This window comes from Pseudomonas brassicacearum (genome assembly GCF_918698105.1).
In the GTDB taxonomy this organism is placed as follows: Bacteria; Pseudomonadota; Gammaproteobacteria; order Pseudomonadales; family Pseudomonadaceae; genus Aquipseudomonas; species Aquipseudomonas brassicacearum_F.
This window is the reverse complement of sequence record NZ_CAKKMI010000043.1, coordinates 39957-55561: the sequence shown is the minus strand read 5'-3', so window position 1 is coordinate 55561 and position 15605 is coordinate 39957. Positions and strand designations below refer to the sequence as shown.

The 15605-nt window shown below is 54.7% G+C and carries 15 protein-coding genes and 6 pseudogenes; 11 read left to right on the top strand and 10 right to left on the bottom strand.

Annotated elements, in window-relative coordinates; all coding sequences use genetic code 11:
- A pseudogene (locus LQ215_RS17775) lies at window positions 1–216 on the bottom strand (hypothetical protein); the annotation flags it as partial.
- Between the two features lie 29 nt (window positions 217–245).
- Here LQ215_RS17775 and LQ215_RS17770 point away from each other — a divergent pair.
- The 9 genes and pseudogenes from LQ215_RS17770 (at window position 246) to LQ215_RS17740 (ending at window position 8049) form a co-directional block, all read left to right on the top strand.
- Entirely contained in the window at window positions 246–509 is a 264-nt protein-coding gene (locus LQ215_RS17770; RefSeq protein WP_041931148.1) for a hypothetical protein, read from the top strand.
- A 208-nt stretch (window positions 510–717) separates the two neighbouring features.
- Window positions 718–837, top strand: a pseudogene (locus tag LQ215_RS29610) (type II toxin-antitoxin system RelE/ParE family toxin); the annotation flags it as partial.
- Between the two features lie 908 nt (window positions 838–1745).
- Window positions 1746–2870, top strand: a pseudogene (locus LQ215_RS29800) (nitrate- and nitrite sensing domain-containing protein); the annotation flags it as partial.
- Between the two features lie 153 nt (window positions 2871–3023).
- Complete coding sequence (locus LQ215_RS29795) at window positions 3024–3731, top strand: methyl-accepting chemotaxis protein (RefSeq protein WP_420893660.1); 708 nt, start codon at window positions 3024–3026, stop codon at window positions 3729–3731.
- A gap of 250 nt (window positions 3732–3981) precedes the next feature.
- Window positions 3982–4149, top strand: coding sequence for a periplasmic nitrate reductase, NapE protein (gene napE, locus LQ215_RS17760; RefSeq protein WP_013692865.1), 168 nt, complete (start codon window positions 3982–3984; stop codon window positions 4147–4149).
- Between the two features lie 35 nt (window positions 4150–4184).
- Complete coding sequence (locus LQ215_RS17755) at window positions 4185–4445, top strand: chaperone NapD (RefSeq protein WP_013692864.1); 261 nt, start codon at window positions 4185–4187, stop codon at window positions 4443–4445.
- Window positions 4442–6946, top strand: a complete 2505-nt coding sequence (gene napA / locus LQ215_RS17750) for a nitrate reductase catalytic subunit NapA (protein WP_057447871.1) — start codon at window positions 4442–4444, stop codon at window positions 6944–6946. Before LQ215_RS17755 ends, napA begins: the two co-directional genes overlap by 4 nt.
- An 11-nt stretch (window positions 6947–6957) precedes the next feature.
- Window positions 6958–7443 (top strand): nitrate reductase cytochrome c-type subunit, encoded by a 486-nt coding sequence (locus LQ215_RS17745; protein ID WP_057447870.1) that lies wholly within the window; start codon window positions 6958–6960, stop codon window positions 7441–7443.
- A 9-nt stretch (window positions 7444–7452) separates the two neighbouring features.
- Window positions 7453–8049, top strand: coding sequence for a cytochrome c3 family protein (locus tag LQ215_RS17740; RefSeq protein ID WP_057447869.1), 597 nt, complete (start codon window positions 7453–7455; stop codon window positions 8047–8049).
- 58 nt (window positions 8050–8107) lie between these two features.
- On the opposite strand, the pseudogene LQ215_RS17735 reads toward LQ215_RS17740, so the two are convergent.
- Window positions 8108–8278: pseudogene (locus LQ215_RS17735) on the bottom strand (transposase); the annotation flags it as partial.
- Between the two features lie 847 nt (window positions 8279–9125).
- On the opposite strand from LQ215_RS17735, the gene LQ215_RS17730 reads away from it, so the two are divergent.
- Complete coding sequence (locus LQ215_RS17730; RefSeq protein ID WP_230151741.1) at window positions 9126–9338, top strand: hypothetical protein; 213 nt, start codon at window positions 9126–9128, stop codon at window positions 9336–9338.
- A 133-nt stretch (window positions 9339–9471) separates the two neighbouring features.
- Here LQ215_RS17730 and LQ215_RS17725 read toward each other — a convergent pair whose 3' ends face one another.
- The 6 genes and pseudogenes from LQ215_RS17725 to LQ215_RS17700 form a co-directional block, all read right to left on the bottom strand.
- Entirely contained in the window at window positions 9472–9720 is a 249-nt protein-coding gene (locus LQ215_RS17725; protein ID WP_230151740.1) for a hypothetical protein, read from the bottom strand.
- A gap of 239 nt (window positions 9721–9959) precedes the next feature.
- Window positions 9960–10667 (bottom strand): RES family NAD+ phosphorylase, encoded by a 708-nt coding sequence (locus LQ215_RS17720; protein WP_230151739.1) that lies wholly within the window; start codon window positions 10665–10667, stop codon window positions 9960–9962.
- Window positions 10660–11232 carry a hypothetical protein gene (locus tag LQ215_RS17715; RefSeq protein ID WP_230151737.1) on the bottom strand — a complete coding sequence of 191 codons (573 nt, stop codon included), beginning with the start codon at window positions 11230–11232 and terminating at the stop codon, window positions 10660–10662. The genes LQ215_RS17720 and LQ215_RS17715 overlap by 8 nt, the downstream gene beginning before the upstream one ends.
- 700 nt (window positions 11233–11932) lie before the next feature.
- The gene (locus tag LQ215_RS17710) at window positions 11933–12253 is read right to left on the bottom strand and encodes a hypothetical protein (RefSeq protein WP_013692855.1); all 321 of its coding nucleotides are present in this window, start codon (window positions 12251–12253) and stop codon (window positions 11933–11935) included.
- An 88-nt stretch (window positions 12254–12341) separates the two neighbouring features.
- The gene (locus tag LQ215_RS17705; protein WP_177329712.1) at window positions 12342–12500 is read right to left on the bottom strand and encodes a hypothetical protein; all 159 of its coding nucleotides are present in this window, start codon (window positions 12498–12500) and stop codon (window positions 12342–12344) included.
- 517 nt (window positions 12501–13017) lie between these two features.
- Window positions 13018–13284, bottom strand: a pseudogene (locus LQ215_RS17700) (Arm DNA-binding domain-containing protein); the annotation flags it as partial.
- Between the two features lie 344 nt (window positions 13285–13628).
- On the opposite strand from LQ215_RS17700, the pseudogene LQ215_RS17695 reads away from it, so the two are divergent.
- A pseudogene (locus tag LQ215_RS17695) lies at window positions 13629–13817 on the top strand (IS4 family transposase); the annotation flags it as partial.
- Between the two features lie 63 nt (window positions 13818–13880).
- Here the strand turns inward: LQ215_RS17695 and LQ215_RS17690 are convergent.
- Window positions 13881–14681 (bottom strand): hypothetical protein, encoded by an 801-nt coding sequence (locus LQ215_RS17690; RefSeq protein ID WP_230151735.1) that lies wholly within the window; start codon window positions 14679–14681, stop codon window positions 13881–13883.
- On the bottom strand, window positions 14674–14937 hold the full coding sequence (locus LQ215_RS17685; protein WP_290369137.1) for an Arm DNA-binding domain-containing protein: 264 nt from the start codon (window positions 14935–14937) through the stop codon (window positions 14674–14676). Before LQ215_RS17685 ends, LQ215_RS17690 begins: the two co-directional genes overlap by 8 nt.
- Window positions 14938–15605: the final 668 nt, after the last annotated feature.

Genomic DNA, 15605 nt, shown 5'->3' with positions numbered 1-15605 from the left:
CTGTTGATCCGTCCCTTGGGCGAGCAACGCGATAACCAGATTTTCCAGAGCAATCACACGAACACGAAGGTGAACCAACTCGGTATTTGATAATTCGGGAAGCTCATGAGTGCCTTGGGTGGGAAAAGCTTTTGATGTGTCTTCAGTGTCCCATCTCGAAAGCGTCATCTGAAATTGTTGTGCAACAACCGACGATGGGGTCTTGTTTTTAGGCATAGAAGGGTTCTCCAAAGAGAAGGTGAATTGTGGAAGTTAAAGCCATCACCAGCTTTTTGAACCATTTTCAGCAACACGCCGAGCAACAACTGGGGTCTGGGCAAAGGCGTACTGACGCGCGCCGAATACCGCTAGGAGATAGCTTGCTGCCCGCCTGTCGATCGATAGTCAAAACAGAAGGAATAGATGCCTTGGAGCTTGGCTTCGGTTACGGCCTGGCTCATGTCTTCTACACCATAACGACCCTTATGCTGATCGATATCATTAGGTTTGCCATCGGAAATCAACAATAGCAGACTATGACTGCTCACTTCGCGCATCGTAAGGTGCTGGCGTGGCTTATGGCGAACCCTGCCCCGGTGTAGCGTTCCGGTTCGAGTGCGGCAATGCGCAGTCCGACATCGTTGCCAGCCGCGAATGCTTGAGGCGCTGGTAGTGAGTTCCGCCGGGGAGCGCCTGCCGACGATCTGAACAGAATCATCAACATCAGGTAAATGGTGTGGGACGGTCAAGTGCCCACGCCATAACGAGTTCTATCGTGTGGCAAACGACGACGTGATCGAAGTCGTCCGACTCCTGCATGACGCCCTAGAAGTGCAACTGCACCTGACCAACGACTGAACACGGACCTGGCTCAAGGGGTTAACTGGCCATGAACAGCGAAAGTCAGCCCCCTCTACATCTGAACCTGAGCGCCTAGCTGTCAGTCGACGGGGCAGTCAATTGAAGCGGGAGGTTCTGGGTCCGACCGGATGTTTGAGGCCCGCAACCAGAAACAATATGCTCAACTTGCATACCACTTTCAATGCTGAGCAACCGCTTTTTAGGCATTTTTCATGACCAGGAGCCTAACGATCAGCACCCTGGCAACATCACACAGAACGGGTGCATCCCAAGACCAATTTCAGGATAGGTACTAAGCGAAATACGAGGCTGCTTGTCCGCCCGAAAAAGCGGAGTGCAAGTCTTAGTAGCCTTCGTATTCACGAAAAGCGCGAGACCATCTACGTCAGGAAAGGAGTAGTTTTGGGCGCGATATATGGCGTGCCGGATCGCCGCAATCAAGCATCAAGAAGACCCAAATCCACGCCGCATCAGTTCCCTCCACCCGTGGACAAACAGTAGGGAAGTGTCCACTCCGGACAGCTAGACGGTGCTTATGATGGGATGACGACGTTTTGTATATCCGGAAAAACGTCAGGAGACAGAACCGACATGGGGCTTGTCGCATAGTTAGGCAAGCCGCCCGCATCACCACGAGTCGCTGCTAATGTTGGGACTGTGCTGGGGCACTGTTACTGGATCCCTGAAGCACCGAGTGTTCGTAGCTGACGAAAGCCACTTGTCAGATTTGATCGATTGGACAGGTTCTTCCCACTGAAACGACTCAAGGCGATAAGAATCTGACCGATAAACAGAGCAGCAAATCAGCATACCTGCGTGCGGCAGCCTCATCGCCGTCTCTCCTGTTCACATGCATCCCCTATAAGCATGACTGCAGAGTTTCTCCCCAACCTCGCAACACACTGATGCGAATGAGAAGGAAATTAATCGTGCTCAGAAACATTTCATTGAGCTTTAAGTTGATCCTGATTTTGGTATTCCCATTGATCGGATTCCTTTGGCTCGCAACTCTGCAAGTCATCGAGAGCTATCACACGCTTCGAGAAATGGAGCAGACGCAGGAGGCTAGTACCGCTGCACAGACGTTTAGCCAGTTGATCACGGTTTTGCAGCGTGAGCGCGGTGCGAGTGGCGTTTTCCTGGCCAGTAAGGGAACGTCTATGCGCGACGCGTTACATGCGTTGAGACAGCAGACAGACGAAGCCATTAATGCAACTCACCGTCTACCTACGCTGGACAATGATCAAGTCCGCCAAGCCATTGCGGCGCTGGATTCTTTGCAGGCCACTCGCGGTCAGATTGATGCGCTGGCGGTTAGCAACCGAGAATCGGGCGCTCGGTTCACAAAAATCATTAAGTCCTTGATCGCCTACACTCATGCACTTCAACGCAGTGTGGAAAAGCCAGAGTTGGCGCGAAGCCTTTCCTCACTCAACCAGTTCATCGAGATGAAAGAGCGAGCCGGCCGGGAGCGCGCGACATTGGGGGTGGTGTTCAACCAGAACCGTGTAGATTCAGAACTGCTCTCAACCTTCAGCCGAAACCTCGGCGAATTTTCAGCTTATGCTGAGGGCTTTCGCGGCAGTGCCGATGAGGCCTACGTCCGTCAACTGGACGATAAGATGGCGGCAGCCGACGCTATGGAAGTGGCTAGGCTTCAGCGACTGATTTTCGAAACGCCCATGGGCCACTCGCTCGACGTCCCAGCCGAGTCTTGGTTTAAGCTATCGACAGCCAGAATAGACCAGATGAGTGACGTCGAAAATGCGCTCAGCCTGCACATACGCAAGTTGGCCAATCAGGCGCACGACCACGCATATTTCGTGTTATGGGTTGTCCTAGGCTCGGTTGGCGGTGCAGTGGCGGCAGTGACCCTGCTGTCGTACTGCATCATCCGTAACATTAGGGCAGCAGTAGGCGAAGTCAATAACGTGCTGATCGCTCTTTCCGAAAGAGACCTCACCAGCCGCGCCACTTATGAGGGGCGGGATGAGTTCGGCACAATTGCCAACAACCTAAATCGCACGGCCACCGAGCTCAGTCAAATTATTCAAGAAATTGGAACCGCGACCGCGCAAGTGGCCACTGCAGCAGAAGAGTCTTCGGCTGTCACATTTCAGACCAGCCAGAGCCTTGAACGCCAACGCCAGGGAACGGAACTGGTGGTCACGGCCATCAATGAGATGAGCGCTACGGTTCGTGATGTTGCGCAGAGCACCGGCGATGCGGCAGCCCTATCACAACAGGTGAGCCAAAGCACCGAAAAAGGCAGAAAAGAAATCGAGGCGACCGTCCGTGTCATCCAAGACCTGTCCGAGCAAGCGGATCAAACCGCCGCCATCATTGGCGAGCTGAAAAATGAAAGTGATTCGATTTCCACTGTGCTAGACGTTATCCGTGGCATCGCCGAACAGACTAACCTGCTGGCTCTGAACGCAGCCATCGAAGCTGCGCGGGCCGGCGACCATGGACGTGGTTTCGCGGTGGTCGCGACTGAAGTGCGTACGCTTGCTCAAAGAACCCAAGAGTCCACTGGAAACATCCAAGACATGATCACCAAACTGCAGGCTGGCTCGGATCGCGCCACCAGTTCGATGCAGGAAACCTTGAGCAAGACGCGCACTGGTGCCTCCAATATCGAGTGCGCGGGGGAACTACTGGCGGAGATTGCCGTGGGCGTTTCGAGCATCAGCGACCGCAACATGCAGATCGCCACCGCTGCCGAGGAGCAAAGTGCCGTTGCGGAAGATATCAACCGAAATGTTATGGAAATCAACGATGTCGCCATTCAGGTCAGCGCCGGAGCTGATCAAACAGCAGCGACTAGCCGGGAGCTAGCGAGGTTGGCAGAACACCAACAAGTCATGGTGAGTCGTTTCAAAATGACTTGATATTCTTATGTACCCAGCTCGTTGGTGAATACTGATCTTTACTATTTTCTAACTCAAGCGCAGCGATAGGACGTCGCTGCGGAACCGGGAGCAAGCTCCCTCTCCCTAGAAAATAAATAGTAGATGAAGAACAGGACTTGCCGCTGTTGGACTCATATGGGACATAGCCGCTCGTCATAAAAACTGGACAAATAGGCCAGTTTGATTTTTCTGTCCTAGTATAAATTCAGGTTCGGCTGGAGAAGCCCCAATGTCGTTGGCTGAAGAACGCAAATCTGATCGCCGCAAGGAAACCCGGCTGTTCCTCTTCCTTGTCGTGTTCCTCTTTCCGCTGCTGTCGGTCGCCATCGTCGGCGGCTACGGTTTCCTCGTCTGGTTTTTCCAGATGCTGTATGGCCCTCCTGGCCCACCCCACTGACTGGTGGCTTTTTCTTGAGGCTATTGGAGCCGTTCATGGACGAAACCCTGCATATCGCCAGTCTTGTTGTACTTGCCCGACCGGAGATGTTCGACGCGGTCAAGGCCAACCTGCGCCTGCTCGATGGCCTGGAACTGCATCAGGAAAGTGCCGCCGGAAAACTGGTGGTAGTGCTTGAAGCCGTGCATGAAAACCAGATCCTGCAACGCATCGACCAGATCAACAACCTGCCCGGCGTACTCAACGCGGCGTTGATCTATCACGAACTCCTCGAGCCCGAAGGAGACATTGAATGAGCATGACCCGCCGTGCATTCGTCAAGACCCAGGCCGCCGCCATTGCAGCCGCCGCTGCGGGTCTGCCGATCGTAACCTCTGCCAGCAACCTGGTGACCGAAGCGGACATGGTCACCCTGGACTGGAACAAGGCGCCTTGCCGGTTCTGTGGCACCGGGTGCAGCGTGATGGTCGCGACCCGGGATAACCGGGTGGTCGCCACCCATGGCGACGTGAAGGCCGAAGTCAATCGTGGGCTCAACTGCGTGAAAGGCTATTTTCTTTCAAAGATCATGTATGGCGTCGATCGCCTGACCCAGCCGTTGTTGCGCATGAAGAACGGTCTGTACGACAAGCAGGGTGAATTCCAGCCGGTCAGTTGGGAGCAAGCCTTCGACATCATGGAGCTGAAGTTCAAGCAGGCCCTGAAAAGCAAGGGGCCGGAATCGGTCGGTATGTTCGGCTCCGGACAGTGGACGGTTTGGGAAGGCTACGCCGCCAACAAACTGATGAAGGCCGGCTTTCGTACCAACAACATCGACCCCAACGCCCGCCATTGCATGGCCTCGGCGGTGATGGGTTTCATGCGCACCTTTGGCGCCGATGAACCCATGGGTTGTTATGACGACATCGAAGCCACCGATGCCTTCGTGCTCTGGGGCTCGAACATGGCCGAGATGCACCCGGTGCTCTGGAGCCGGGTGACCGATCGCCGCCTGAGCCAGCCCCATGTGAAAGTGGCGGTGCTGTCCACCTTCGAACATCGCAGTTTCGAGTTGGCCGACATCCCCATGGTGTTCAAGCCGCAAACCGACCTGCTGATTCTTAACTACATCGCCAACCACATCATTGAAAGCGGCGCGGTGAACCAGGATTTCATCAGCAAGCACACCCGCTTTGCCCGGGGTGCCGACGACATCGGATACGGCCTGCGTCCTGACGACCCACGGGAAACCAGCGCGAAGAATGCCGGCAAGGCCAACACATGGACGGATATTGACTTCGAGGCGTATGCCGCCTTCGTCAAGCCTTATACGCTGGAGCGAACCGCCAGGGAGACGGGGGTTGCGCCTGAGCGACTGAAAAGCCTGGCCCAGTTGTATGCCGACCCCAAGCGTAAAGTCGTGTCGTTCTGGACCATGGGGTTCAACCAGCACACGCGTGGCGTCTGGGCCAACAACCTGATCTACAACATCCACCTGCTTACCGGCAAGATCAGTGAGCCGGGCAACAGCCCCTTCTCGTTGACCGGTCAACCGTCGGCCTGTGGCACGGCACGTGAAGTGGGGACTTTTTCCCACCGACTGCCGGCCGACCTAGTGGTCACCAATCCCAAGCACCGCGCCACCGCCGAGAAAATCTGGAAACTGCCCGCCGGCACCATCCAGGAAAAACCCGGTTTCCACGCGGTGGAACAGAGTCGCATGCTCAAGGACGGCGTGCTCAACGTGTGCTGGACCCAGGCCAGCAACAACATGCAAGCCGGGCCGAACATCATGCAGGAAGTCCTACCGGGTTGGCGCAACCCGGACAATTTCATGATTGTCTCCGACGTCTACCCTACCGTTTCCGCCCAGGCCGCCGACTTGATTCTGCCCAGCGCCATGTGGGTGGAGAAGGAAGGCGCCTTTGGTAACGCTGAACGACGCACGCAATTCTGGCATCAGTTGGTGACGGCACCGGGAGACGCCCGGTCGGACCTGTGGCAGTTGATGGAATTTTCCAAGCGCTTCACCACCGATGAAACCTGGCCCGCCGAATTACTCGCCAAGGCACCTGAGCTCAAGGGCAAGACCCTCTTCGACGTGCTGTTCAAAAATGGTCAGGTGGACCAGTTCCCTGTCGAGCAGTTGGAAGCCGGCTACAAAAACGATGAAGCCAAGGCCTTTGGGTTTTACCCGCAGAAGGGGCTGTTCGAGGAGTACGCCCAATTCGGTCGCGGCCATGGACATGACCTTGCCGCATTTGACCGTTACCACAGTGAACGGGGCCTGCGCTGGCCGGTGGTGGACGGCAAGGAAACCCGCTGGCGTTATCGCGAGGGGCTGGACCCCTATGTGGAGAAAGGCAGCGAGGTGCAGTTCTATGGCTATCCGGACAAGAAGGCGATCATTTTCGCCCTCCCCTACGAACCGCCGGCCGAGGCACCGGATGCGGACTACCCGTTCTGGCTGAGCACCGGGCGCGTTCTTGAACACTGGCACACGGGCAGCATGACCCAGCGAGTCGAAGAACTCTACAAAGCCGTGCCGGATGCGCTGGTGTACATGCATCCCGAGGATGCCAAGGCCTTGAAAGCACGGCGCGGCAGTGAAGTGAAGCTGATCAGCCGACGCGGTGAGATCCGTGCGCGCATCGAAACCCGCGGGCGCAACAAGCCGCCTCAAGGATTGGTATTCGTGCCGTTTTTCGACGCCAACAAGCTGATCAACAAGGTCACGCTCGATGCCACCGACCCGATCTCCAAGCAAACCGACTACAAAAAGTGCGCGATACGCATCGAGTTGGTCAGCGTGGCCTGAGGAGAACCCTGATGCTTTTTCGAATGCTGCCCTTGTTTCTGCTTGCCGCGATTGGCGTGGTGATCGCGGCTGAAATCAACTACCCGCTCGACGCGCCAGCTCCGGATGGGCGTCGCACCGGCGGCACTCTGTCCCAGAACATGCCCGCCCCGCCCATTACCGATGAAGAAAACAAAGACCTCAAACGCGAGCGTAATTACCCGGATCAGCCGCCGACCATTCCCCACACCATCCGTGGCTATCAGGTCGACGCGAACGGCAACAAGTGCCTGTCCTGTCACAGCCGTGCCAACAGCGCACGGACCCAGGCAACGATGATCAGCATCACCCACTACATGGACCGCGATGGCCAAGCGCTGGCGGCCGTCTCACCACGTCGGTACTTCTGCAACCAGTGCCATGTGCCGCAGGCGGACGTGAAGCCTTTGGTGGGAAACAATTTCGAGACAATCGACAAACTGCTGCAAGAAAACGCCAACGCCACGAAGAAACCTTGAGGAGGCAACATGAAAGCACTGTTCGCCTTGCTCAAGGACTACTGGGGCGTCCTGCGTCGTCCGAGCCTGTATTACAGCCTGGGTTTCCTAACGCTTGGGGGCTTTATCGCCGGTATCGTTTTCTGGGGCGGCTTCAACACTGCCCTAGAGGCGACCAATACCGAGACGTTCTGCGTGTCCTGCCATGAAATGCGTGACAACGTGTATGTCGAGCTCAAGGACACGATCCACTACACCAACCGCTCCGGCGTACGCGCCAGTTGTCCGGACTGTCACGTGCCACACGAGTGGACCCATAAGATCGCGCGCAAGATGCAGGCCTCCAAGGAGGTCTGGGGCAAGATTTTCGGTACCATCGACACCCGCGACAAATTCCTCGCCCTGCGACGTGAACTGGCCGAGCACGAATGGGCCCGACTCAAGGCCAACGACTCGCGAGAATGCCGCAATTGTCACAACTTCGAATTCATGGACTTCACCCGGCAAAGCAAGCGCGCCTCGAGCATGCACTCGACCTCACTGGCCAATGGCGAGGCAACCTGCATCGATTGCCACAAGGGCATTGCTCATAAGCTGCCTGACATGAGTGGGGTGAAAGGTTGGTAATCAAAGTGGTCGGGAGCCAATAGTCTTTTGTGAGAATGAATCCCCTCCATCGATATCAGTGCAAGGTGCTATTGGCAGCACGGTCACCGCCTCGATTTATGCGATGGCGACTGAACTGTCCTGAAGGTGTCTGGACGGGGCTGACGCCACAAAGGGAAGCAAAACTAGATCCCGAGCGAAAGCAATCGCTGTTGTCTCCAGCTGTCGGTAGAAGCTGGGCGGCTGTCTCCTTTTCGATATACATCGCCCCAGCAGATCCAGCAGCTACGCTTCACTTCTCTACCCCCTTTGTCTAAATTGATTTTAGGAAAAACGGGTTAGGTTTCTCCGAATTCGAATGCACACCAAGCCTTTGTCGCCCAGCCCGACCGATGGGCAACATAGTCGATGGCGCACGCTCTCCGGAGCAACAAGCAAAATGATTTCGAAACCTACTTCGTCTGATAGGGTCGACGGAAATAGAGGGCGATAACGCCTCAGCCAGCGAAGGGCAAACTTGCGTGTACGGAGTACGGAACGTCCAGCGAACCTTTCGATTAGCCAGTCGGGGCGTTATGTAGTGGCTGGCTAACCTGGACGGCAGAATTCCCTCGCCGGCCCTCCACTCATCCCGATGCATAGATAGGCTTAAGGGAGCACGCCGTGCCGTCGGTCAGTGCAATGGCGTAGAGGCGTGAGTCTATGGGCACAAAGTTAGCATTCAGATGTATTGAGCGCGATCGCTCTCAAGCCCGGCAACGGTAGACCGACGGTGTTGGCATAACCCGATTCAGCATTGCTTGAACCCCAGCGCACGACGGCAACATCTTCGGGTGGTGCCGCGCCCCTCTCCCAAAAGCCGAGGATTTGCAGCACATCAACGCTAAAACGACGCTCAGGAGGTGTTTTGCAGGTTCAACAGCTTGGCATTGCGCTCCAGGCGCCGCTGATCGCGGGGATCGATACCCTTCGCGACTAGCGCCCTGGCGATATCACGCAGAGCGCGAGCATCGCGTAGCGCTCGCTTATTCAACCGCCCTTTTGTTTCCACCCCTTCCGCTGCTACGCTCTTGAGTTCTCGATTGGAGTCGAAAACAATGCCCAGCGAATATTCACTTTCTGATGTTCTTGAGCGGCTGTACCACAATCAGCTCGCCTTGGAGGCCGCGGTGATGGAGCTGACCTTGAAGGTAGAAGACCAAGGTGCAACAGAGATTGGCGCCAACGTCCGAGGTGCACTTCAGACCATCGGAGAGAACGCCGGACACATCAAACAAGGCTTGGCTAAGCTGAGAGCCAACGGTCACTGATTTAAACGACCCAATGCGCCGGCGAGCTTGATGGCTTCTTCCCTACACAGTACAAAGAATGAGCTGGCCGAAGAGTCAGATTTCCCGCGCGCTGCGCGGCGACGTTGTTAAGATATAGGCGCTCAACCTCTCACTATGAAAGGTGGCGCACCTTGATAATCCTGCCCGAAGCTACCTTATGCTTGGGCTTGGCCACTCGAATAACCTTGTGCTGACCATCGCCTACTGTCTCAACGAGCATGCCATCACGGACTTCCATCACACTGAATCCGGCCGCCAGCGCATCGATATAGGCCGCATTAATCGCGCCTTTCGCCATGGTTGGAATCTTCTCTTCCAGCCGGCTCACCAGTTCATCACTTAACATCTGGTTGACCTTCATAACGAGCTCCGCATTCTAGGCCAGCACGGAACCGGCATTGTTATTGCTGCGCTCTGTGGCAAGCACCGCCCTTCCTTGGGATGTACGCGAGACGTGTCTGGCCGTCGACACCATAAAATTTGTACGGAAATTATCATTAATGCCCCCATCAAGCCCGCCATCTTCAGCAAGATCTAACGACTGGTGGCAATTCCAGCCTCGAGAGCGGATTCCAGGGGCCACTGTTCGGTCATTTTGACTCAGCTTTTTCCCGCGATGATAACGACTCCAATCCGCTCTGCCAGATTGAGCACCGTGTCAAACACGGTCGAGTCGCCGGTCAAGCTGCGTGACGCCCCCCGTGGGTGGAGCGCACCGTCTGGAATCCGGTCGCCGAAGAGCACCACCGCACGTGCCGAATCATCTTGCCGCGACACCCAAGACAGCCCTTGCACATCGGGGCATTGACGGTGAATCGCCTCTGCCCATTTGCGTGTTGCGGGGTATTGATCTTTCTCAGTGTCGATCAATTGTTTGCGCGTGATGCCCAGTTTCCGCAGTGGCACGCTGGACAGATCAACCAGGTGCAGCGGTTGGTTAACCTGGACGGCAGAATGCACCTGTCCAGTCAGCTTGCCTTTGTCGAAGCTCTTAAACCCAGCCGTATGGGGAACGTCGTGGAAGACGGTCTCCATCAAGGCGCAATCGACTGTCGTGCCTCCATACAAGGTGGGAATCGCCCGCCCCTGATCATCCTGGATCGGGCTGAAGCGTGCGTTGCCGTGCACACCAGGATTGAATTGATCAGGCTGATACTTATCCTGATGCACACGGTGAAGCACATCGCCTTTGGCGATCACGGTGAAAGTGACGTGCAACGTAGCCGCAGGCACTGGGGTAACGGACGCCGCCAAATCCGTGGAAGGCGTCGCCCTACCCTCACTGGACTCGGTACGCTGCTTAGCCATGGACGATGCCTTGGACTTCATCCAGTGCTGCAGCAATCACCCGATCAGGCGCCGATGCCAACAGGTCCTGAGGTCTTTTGCCGCCCAGAAAACTATTATCGGAGCGAAACCAGTAAGCCATCCCCCAGCCGTCCTTGTGGCCAGCGAAAGCCTCAATGATTTTGGCCAGTGCCTTGAACGGCCGATAGCCCGCGTCCGGGTCCAAGCCGTAGCCTGGGAAATAATCGACCCCACCGTGACTGATGGCAAAGATCTGCCCCTGCTTTTTCCATTTGTTGGGCTGGGCGCTCGGGTTTCTAGTACTCAACTGGGCCACCTGGGCGATGTCTGCGGCGGTCAGCCAATCACCGCTTTCCAACACCGCTTTGCGGGCCTGTACCAGCATTGCCGCTTCCTTGAGCAAGCGAGGCGAAGGCGGCTTACGCGTCACAAACACCTCGGCCAGTCGCTCCAGCGACTTCGGGTCCTGACGCTCCTGCAGCACCTCATACATCGAAGAAGCCACATTGGCGAAGTTTTCCGCCAACGCCTCAAATACGCTGAGGTTAACCTGATCGAAAGACACGACCAGCACTCGGTCCGCATGCGAGCGGCTTAAGCTAGCCCGAATCTCCTTAGGCGTACCGACCAAGGTGGAGACGCCCGACTGCTCTGTAACGCTCATGGAAATCTCCTCATCAGTTATCTGCGCTATCCAATCCTAGCATATCTTTGATAACCCCAGCCCTAGCCTAGCCTCCATTCATCTGGATGCATAGATAGGTTTGAGGGAGCGCGCCGTGCCGTCGCTCAGCGCATGGCGTTGGGGTGAGAAGCCTAAGGACACGATCTTGGCATTCAGGTGCTGCGAGCGGACTTGTTCAAGACATGCGTTGAAAACCGCAAGAAGTCGCGTAGCACAGTGGCGCTGTCAGCAGACCACGATCTCGATTTAATTACAGTCCGGTCACCGTCGTCGGTGATATCGATTCGTTGAGCATGCGCCGGGGCGAGTTGGGCTCTGCTCCTCCATGAATCACGGCGTCGGTGGCGGTAAGCACTGAGCAGCCATCGACTGAATTCTCGAGGAGGACTGACAACTGCCGGCCAGAAGTGGCAAGGCGGTCACGTAGACGAGCCTGATTCGTTGTGCATCGCTCAGTTCCTTAATGGGTCTGTTCGTTGGCCGACAGACGCTGCTCCAGTTCCAGGCGCCTTCCAGCTCGGGACCCGCCGCTCCACGTGGCCTAAGTAATCTACAGGGCTACATTGCGGAATTGTAGGCATCAAGCCTTGCGATAAATACCCAGTCGAGCCGTAGATGGAAGGGGTAACAGCTTCGTCGAGGTGAGAGTCATTGCCCTCCCTACACCGAACGCTAGCGCTGTACTCATAGACTCCCCCGGCCGCTCCTTGTAGTACTCCTCAAAAAGCATCGAACCTTCTCCGTCGTATGCACCAACAAACAATTGAACCGCCCCGGTGCGGGAAGTCCGCACCTGCACATCAATCTGCCCACCGTCTGAGAGCAAGCCATCGTGACAACGATTGTGAAGCTCGCTATCGGACCACTCCCAAAACACTCGCCTTCGTTGTTTTAAATACATCTGTCGTGGCCTTGGGGATTATTTGTATCTTTTACTCCTTATTTTATTTGGAAAGTAAGGAAATCGAACTTTTTATTGAGCTATAATCTCACTGCACGGTACTCGCGCGCCCGTACCTCTTCTTACCTGCCTGCCGGTGAACCGCGGGCGAGAAATTCTTACGCCCGATAAAAATCGGCTGCGCGATGCTGCGATTGGCGCCAAGTTCGGCTTTAGAGAGCGAATTCAAGGGGCGCTGCTCGGTCATTTTGGCTCAGTTTTTCCCGCGATGATGACGACCGATCAGGTCCGCCAAATCTAGCACCGTGTCGAACACAGCCGAATCCTCAGTCAAGCTGCGTGACGCCCCCCTGCGGATGGAACGCACCCTCAGAAATCCGGTCACCGAAAAACACCACCGCACGTGCCGGGTCATCTGTCCCGACACCCACGACAGCCATTGCACATCAGGGTAGTGACGGAGGGTCGCCTCTGCCCATTTGCGCGACGCGGGGCATTGATCTTTCTCAGTGTTGATCAATTGCTTGCTGGTGACGCCCAACCTACGCAGGGGCACGCTGGACAAATCAACCAGGTGTAGTGGCTGGCTAACCTGGACGGCAGAATGCACCTGTCCGACCCTTCACTCATCCCGAGGCATAAATAGGGTTAAGAGGCACGCCTTCGAATGATGCCGCGCCCCTCCCTCAAGGACCGAGGATTTGCAGCACATCAACGCTAAAACGATGCTCAGGAGGCGCTTTGCAGGTCAACAGCTTGGCATTGCGCTCAAGGCGTCGCTGATCGCGGGGATCGATACCCTTCGCGATCAGCGCCCTGGCGATATCACGCAGAACGCGAGCATCGCGTAGACCTATTTCAGGATAAGTACCGAGCGAAATACGAGGCTGCTTGCCCGCCCAAGAAAAGCGGAAGTGCCAGCTCTTGGTGCCTTTCGTATTCACGAAAAGAGCAAGGCCGTCAAAATCAGGAAGGGTGTAGTTTTTGGCGCGAGGTTTGGCGTGCCGGATCGCCGTACTGGTAAGAACCATCGTACTAACTCTACTCATATGAATGAAGGAGTGTTGTAGGGCTTTCAGAGGGTCAAGCAGCTCTAAAAAATGATTTACCAAGCATCGAATTGATGTACTAAATAATGTACTAAAAAGTCGTGGCTATTGATGTATCAGAATGGACTTTACTGGAATAAAAAAAGAGGCCGAAGCCTCTTTTTTTGGTTTCTACATACTTCAATGGAAGTCTATAGAAAAATAATTGGAGCGGGAAACGAGACTCGTATCTGGTGTCCGACTCATTGAAATCTAAGGGGTTTCTTTTCTTGCAGGGGCAGGAAAAGACTTGATTCTGGACTTGTTTTTTGAGGGTTTCAAGGCACATCGCCGCTCAGTTAATCGTCATGGCAGCGGCGAACTCGACATCAGCAACAGGCAGACGTTGGGCGGAGTTAAGAGCTGGGATTGGAGGAGTATTTTTGGATCACCGTCCAAGGCCTTAGGGGCCAAGGACGGTGAAGATTTCAAAGACCCGGTTTCCGGCGGATCATAAGACTGCTCCGCTTAAGTGACCAGCATTACGACGATGCGGCGCATTTTGTTTGGACAGGTCCAATCTTGGGTGAGTGCCGCACTCAAGCCGTATCTGCCCCAGCGTCATCAAACAGTTGCTTGTCGAGATTCAAGACCTTGTCCATTACGTCCTGAGGACTACCCTTTCCCTCAACCGTATGGGTCTTGTAGTTGAAATCGAGTGCTATCCAACCCTGCAGCTTCGCCTCATAACTATTAGGATATTGTGCCTGCTCAATAACGGGCAAATCCTTGTAATGTTCAAGGGCTGCAGTAAAGAATTTCGTCAGTTTCCCGGTTCCGTTATATTCCGCCATCGCATTGGCAACAACCTTCTGCCGCCAAGCAGATTCCTGATCGAATGACTCTTTCCACGCCGCGCGGCGTTCATTAGTCATAAAACTTCCACTGTCATCATAGATAATCAATGAGAGCTGATCGCTCGACATACCCGCAAATGGATTTTTACCACTGCCATTGACAAACTGCGTTGCATTGGCCGCTCGAGCCAATAACACAGGGTCCTGAGTGTCAGGCACTTCAGCATCATTGGCTTTTTTGTTGATAAAATAACCATCACCGGAAATCTTGCTCAAAAGCTCGTTCGCTTTCGCGCCAAGCTCTTTCCTGCTCAAACTCGAATCTCTAGCCGCCGCACGGGCGGCACTCTCACTCAACTGTAGAGAGAGTGAAGAAAGGCGACTGGTATCCTTATGACCACCAATACCAGCGCTTTCAGGTGCCACCTGAGTTTTCGTCAGCGATTCATTTTGGCTCGCCGCCACATTGGAAACCTGCGAACCAGAAAACGCATTTGAATTAATTGAACCGACCAAGATAATGTCCACCCTGTTATCAGCCATTCCTGAAAACGTGGCTAGTAAATTTATTATCGGCAGCCCTCAAAAAAACTGTAGTGAGAGCGCGAGCATCGCGTAGACCTATTTCAGGATAAGTACCGAGCGAAATACGAGGCTGTTTGCCCGCCCAAGAAAAACGGAAGTGCCAGCTCTTGGTGCCTTTCGTATTCACGAAAAGCGCAAGGCCATCAAAGTCAGGAAGGGTGTAGTTTTTGGCGCGAGGCCTGGCGTGTCGGACCGCTGTATTGGTAAGGACCATTGTACTAACTCCACTTATATGGATGAAGGAGGGTTGTACCGTTTTCGGAGTGCCAAGCAGCTCTAAAAACTGATTTACCAAGCGTCGAATTGATGTACTAAAAAATGTACTAAAAATTCGTGGATATTGATGTACCAGAATAAACTTTACTGGAACTAAAAAAGAGGCCGAAGCCTCTTTCTTTGGTTTCTACATACTTCAATGGAAGTCTATAGAAAAATAATTAGAGCGGGAAACGAGAATCGCATCTGGCGTCCTACCCATTGAAATCTAATGGGTTTCGTTTATTCCTGAAGTAGAAACGGACTTGATTCTGGACTTGTTTTCAGAGTGTAAAAAATGGAGTAATTCCAAGCAACGCTACTGGACTCTACCTATAGACAATTGACGATTTTGGCGGCTACAAAGCCAGCTTTGCACTCGGCGTCATCGAGATTGGTTGCATGGCTCGCAAGTTCTTCGACCTGTAATCTAAATAGCCGCTATGCGGCAAGCTCGACGTAGCTAGATTCCCCTCCTCCAGTTGCGCCCGACAACCCACCCCATACGAAGGTCAGAGTGGTGCGTCCAGCGTGATCAACGCCTACCTTGCCGCGAATAGAACCAATCCTGCTGCAAGCGATGGACTCCGAGCAACCATCGCAGTAGCCATCCCCCCCCCTTTAATC

What these genes read in the sequence shown, in the direction of transcription:
- LQ215_RS17720 (WP_230151739.1), bottom strand. Translation starts at nt 10,667, where the DNA reads ATGGCTAAGCAGCGTACCGAGTCCAGTGAGGGTAGGGCGACGCCTTCC.
- LQ215_RS17710 (WP_013692855.1), bottom strand. Translation starts at nt 12,253, where the DNA reads ATGTATTTAAAACAACGAAGGCGAGTGTTTTGGGAGTGGTCCGATAGC.
- LQ215_RS17705 (WP_177329712.1), bottom strand. Translation starts at nt 12,500, where the DNA reads ATGACCGAGCAGCGCCCCTTGAATTCGCTCTCTAAAGCCGAACTTGGC.
- LQ215_RS17740 (WP_057447869.1), top strand. Translation starts at nt 7,453, where the DNA reads ATGAAAGCACTGTTCGCCTTGCTCAAGGACTACTGGGGCGTCCTGCGT.
- LQ215_RS17745 (WP_057447870.1), top strand. Translation starts at nt 6,958, where the DNA reads ATGCTTTTTCGAATGCTGCCCTTGTTTCTGCTTGCCGCGATTGGCGTG.
- LQ215_RS29795 (WP_420893660.1), top strand. Translation starts at nt 3,024, where the DNA reads ATGAGCGCTACGGTTCGTGATGTTGCGCAGAGCACCGGCGATGCGGCA.
- LQ215_RS17685 (WP_290369137.1), bottom strand. Translation starts at nt 14,937, where the DNA reads ATGGTCCTTACCAATACAGCGGTCCGACACGCCAGGCCTCGCGCCAAA.
- LQ215_RS17755 (WP_013692864.1), top strand. Translation starts at nt 4,185, where the DNA reads ATGGACGAAACCCTGCATATCGCCAGTCTTGTTGTACTTGCCCGACCG.
- napA (WP_057447871.1), top strand. Translation starts at nt 4,442, where the DNA reads ATGAGCATGACCCGCCGTGCATTCGTCAAGACCCAGGCCGCCGCCATT.
- LQ215_RS17690 (WP_230151735.1), bottom strand. Translation starts at nt 14,681, where the DNA reads ATGGCTGATAACAGGGTGGACATTATCTTGGTCGGTTCAATTAATTCA.
- LQ215_RS17725 (WP_230151740.1), bottom strand. Translation starts at nt 9,720, where the DNA reads ATGAAGGTCAACCAGATGTTAAGTGATGAACTGGTGAGCCGGCTGGAA.
- LQ215_RS17730 (WP_230151741.1), top strand. Translation starts at nt 9,126, where the DNA reads ATGCCCAGCGAATATTCACTTTCTGATGTTCTTGAGCGGCTGTACCAC.
- napE (WP_013692865.1), top strand. Translation starts at nt 3,982, where the DNA reads ATGTCGTTGGCTGAAGAACGCAAATCTGATCGCCGCAAGGAAACCCGG.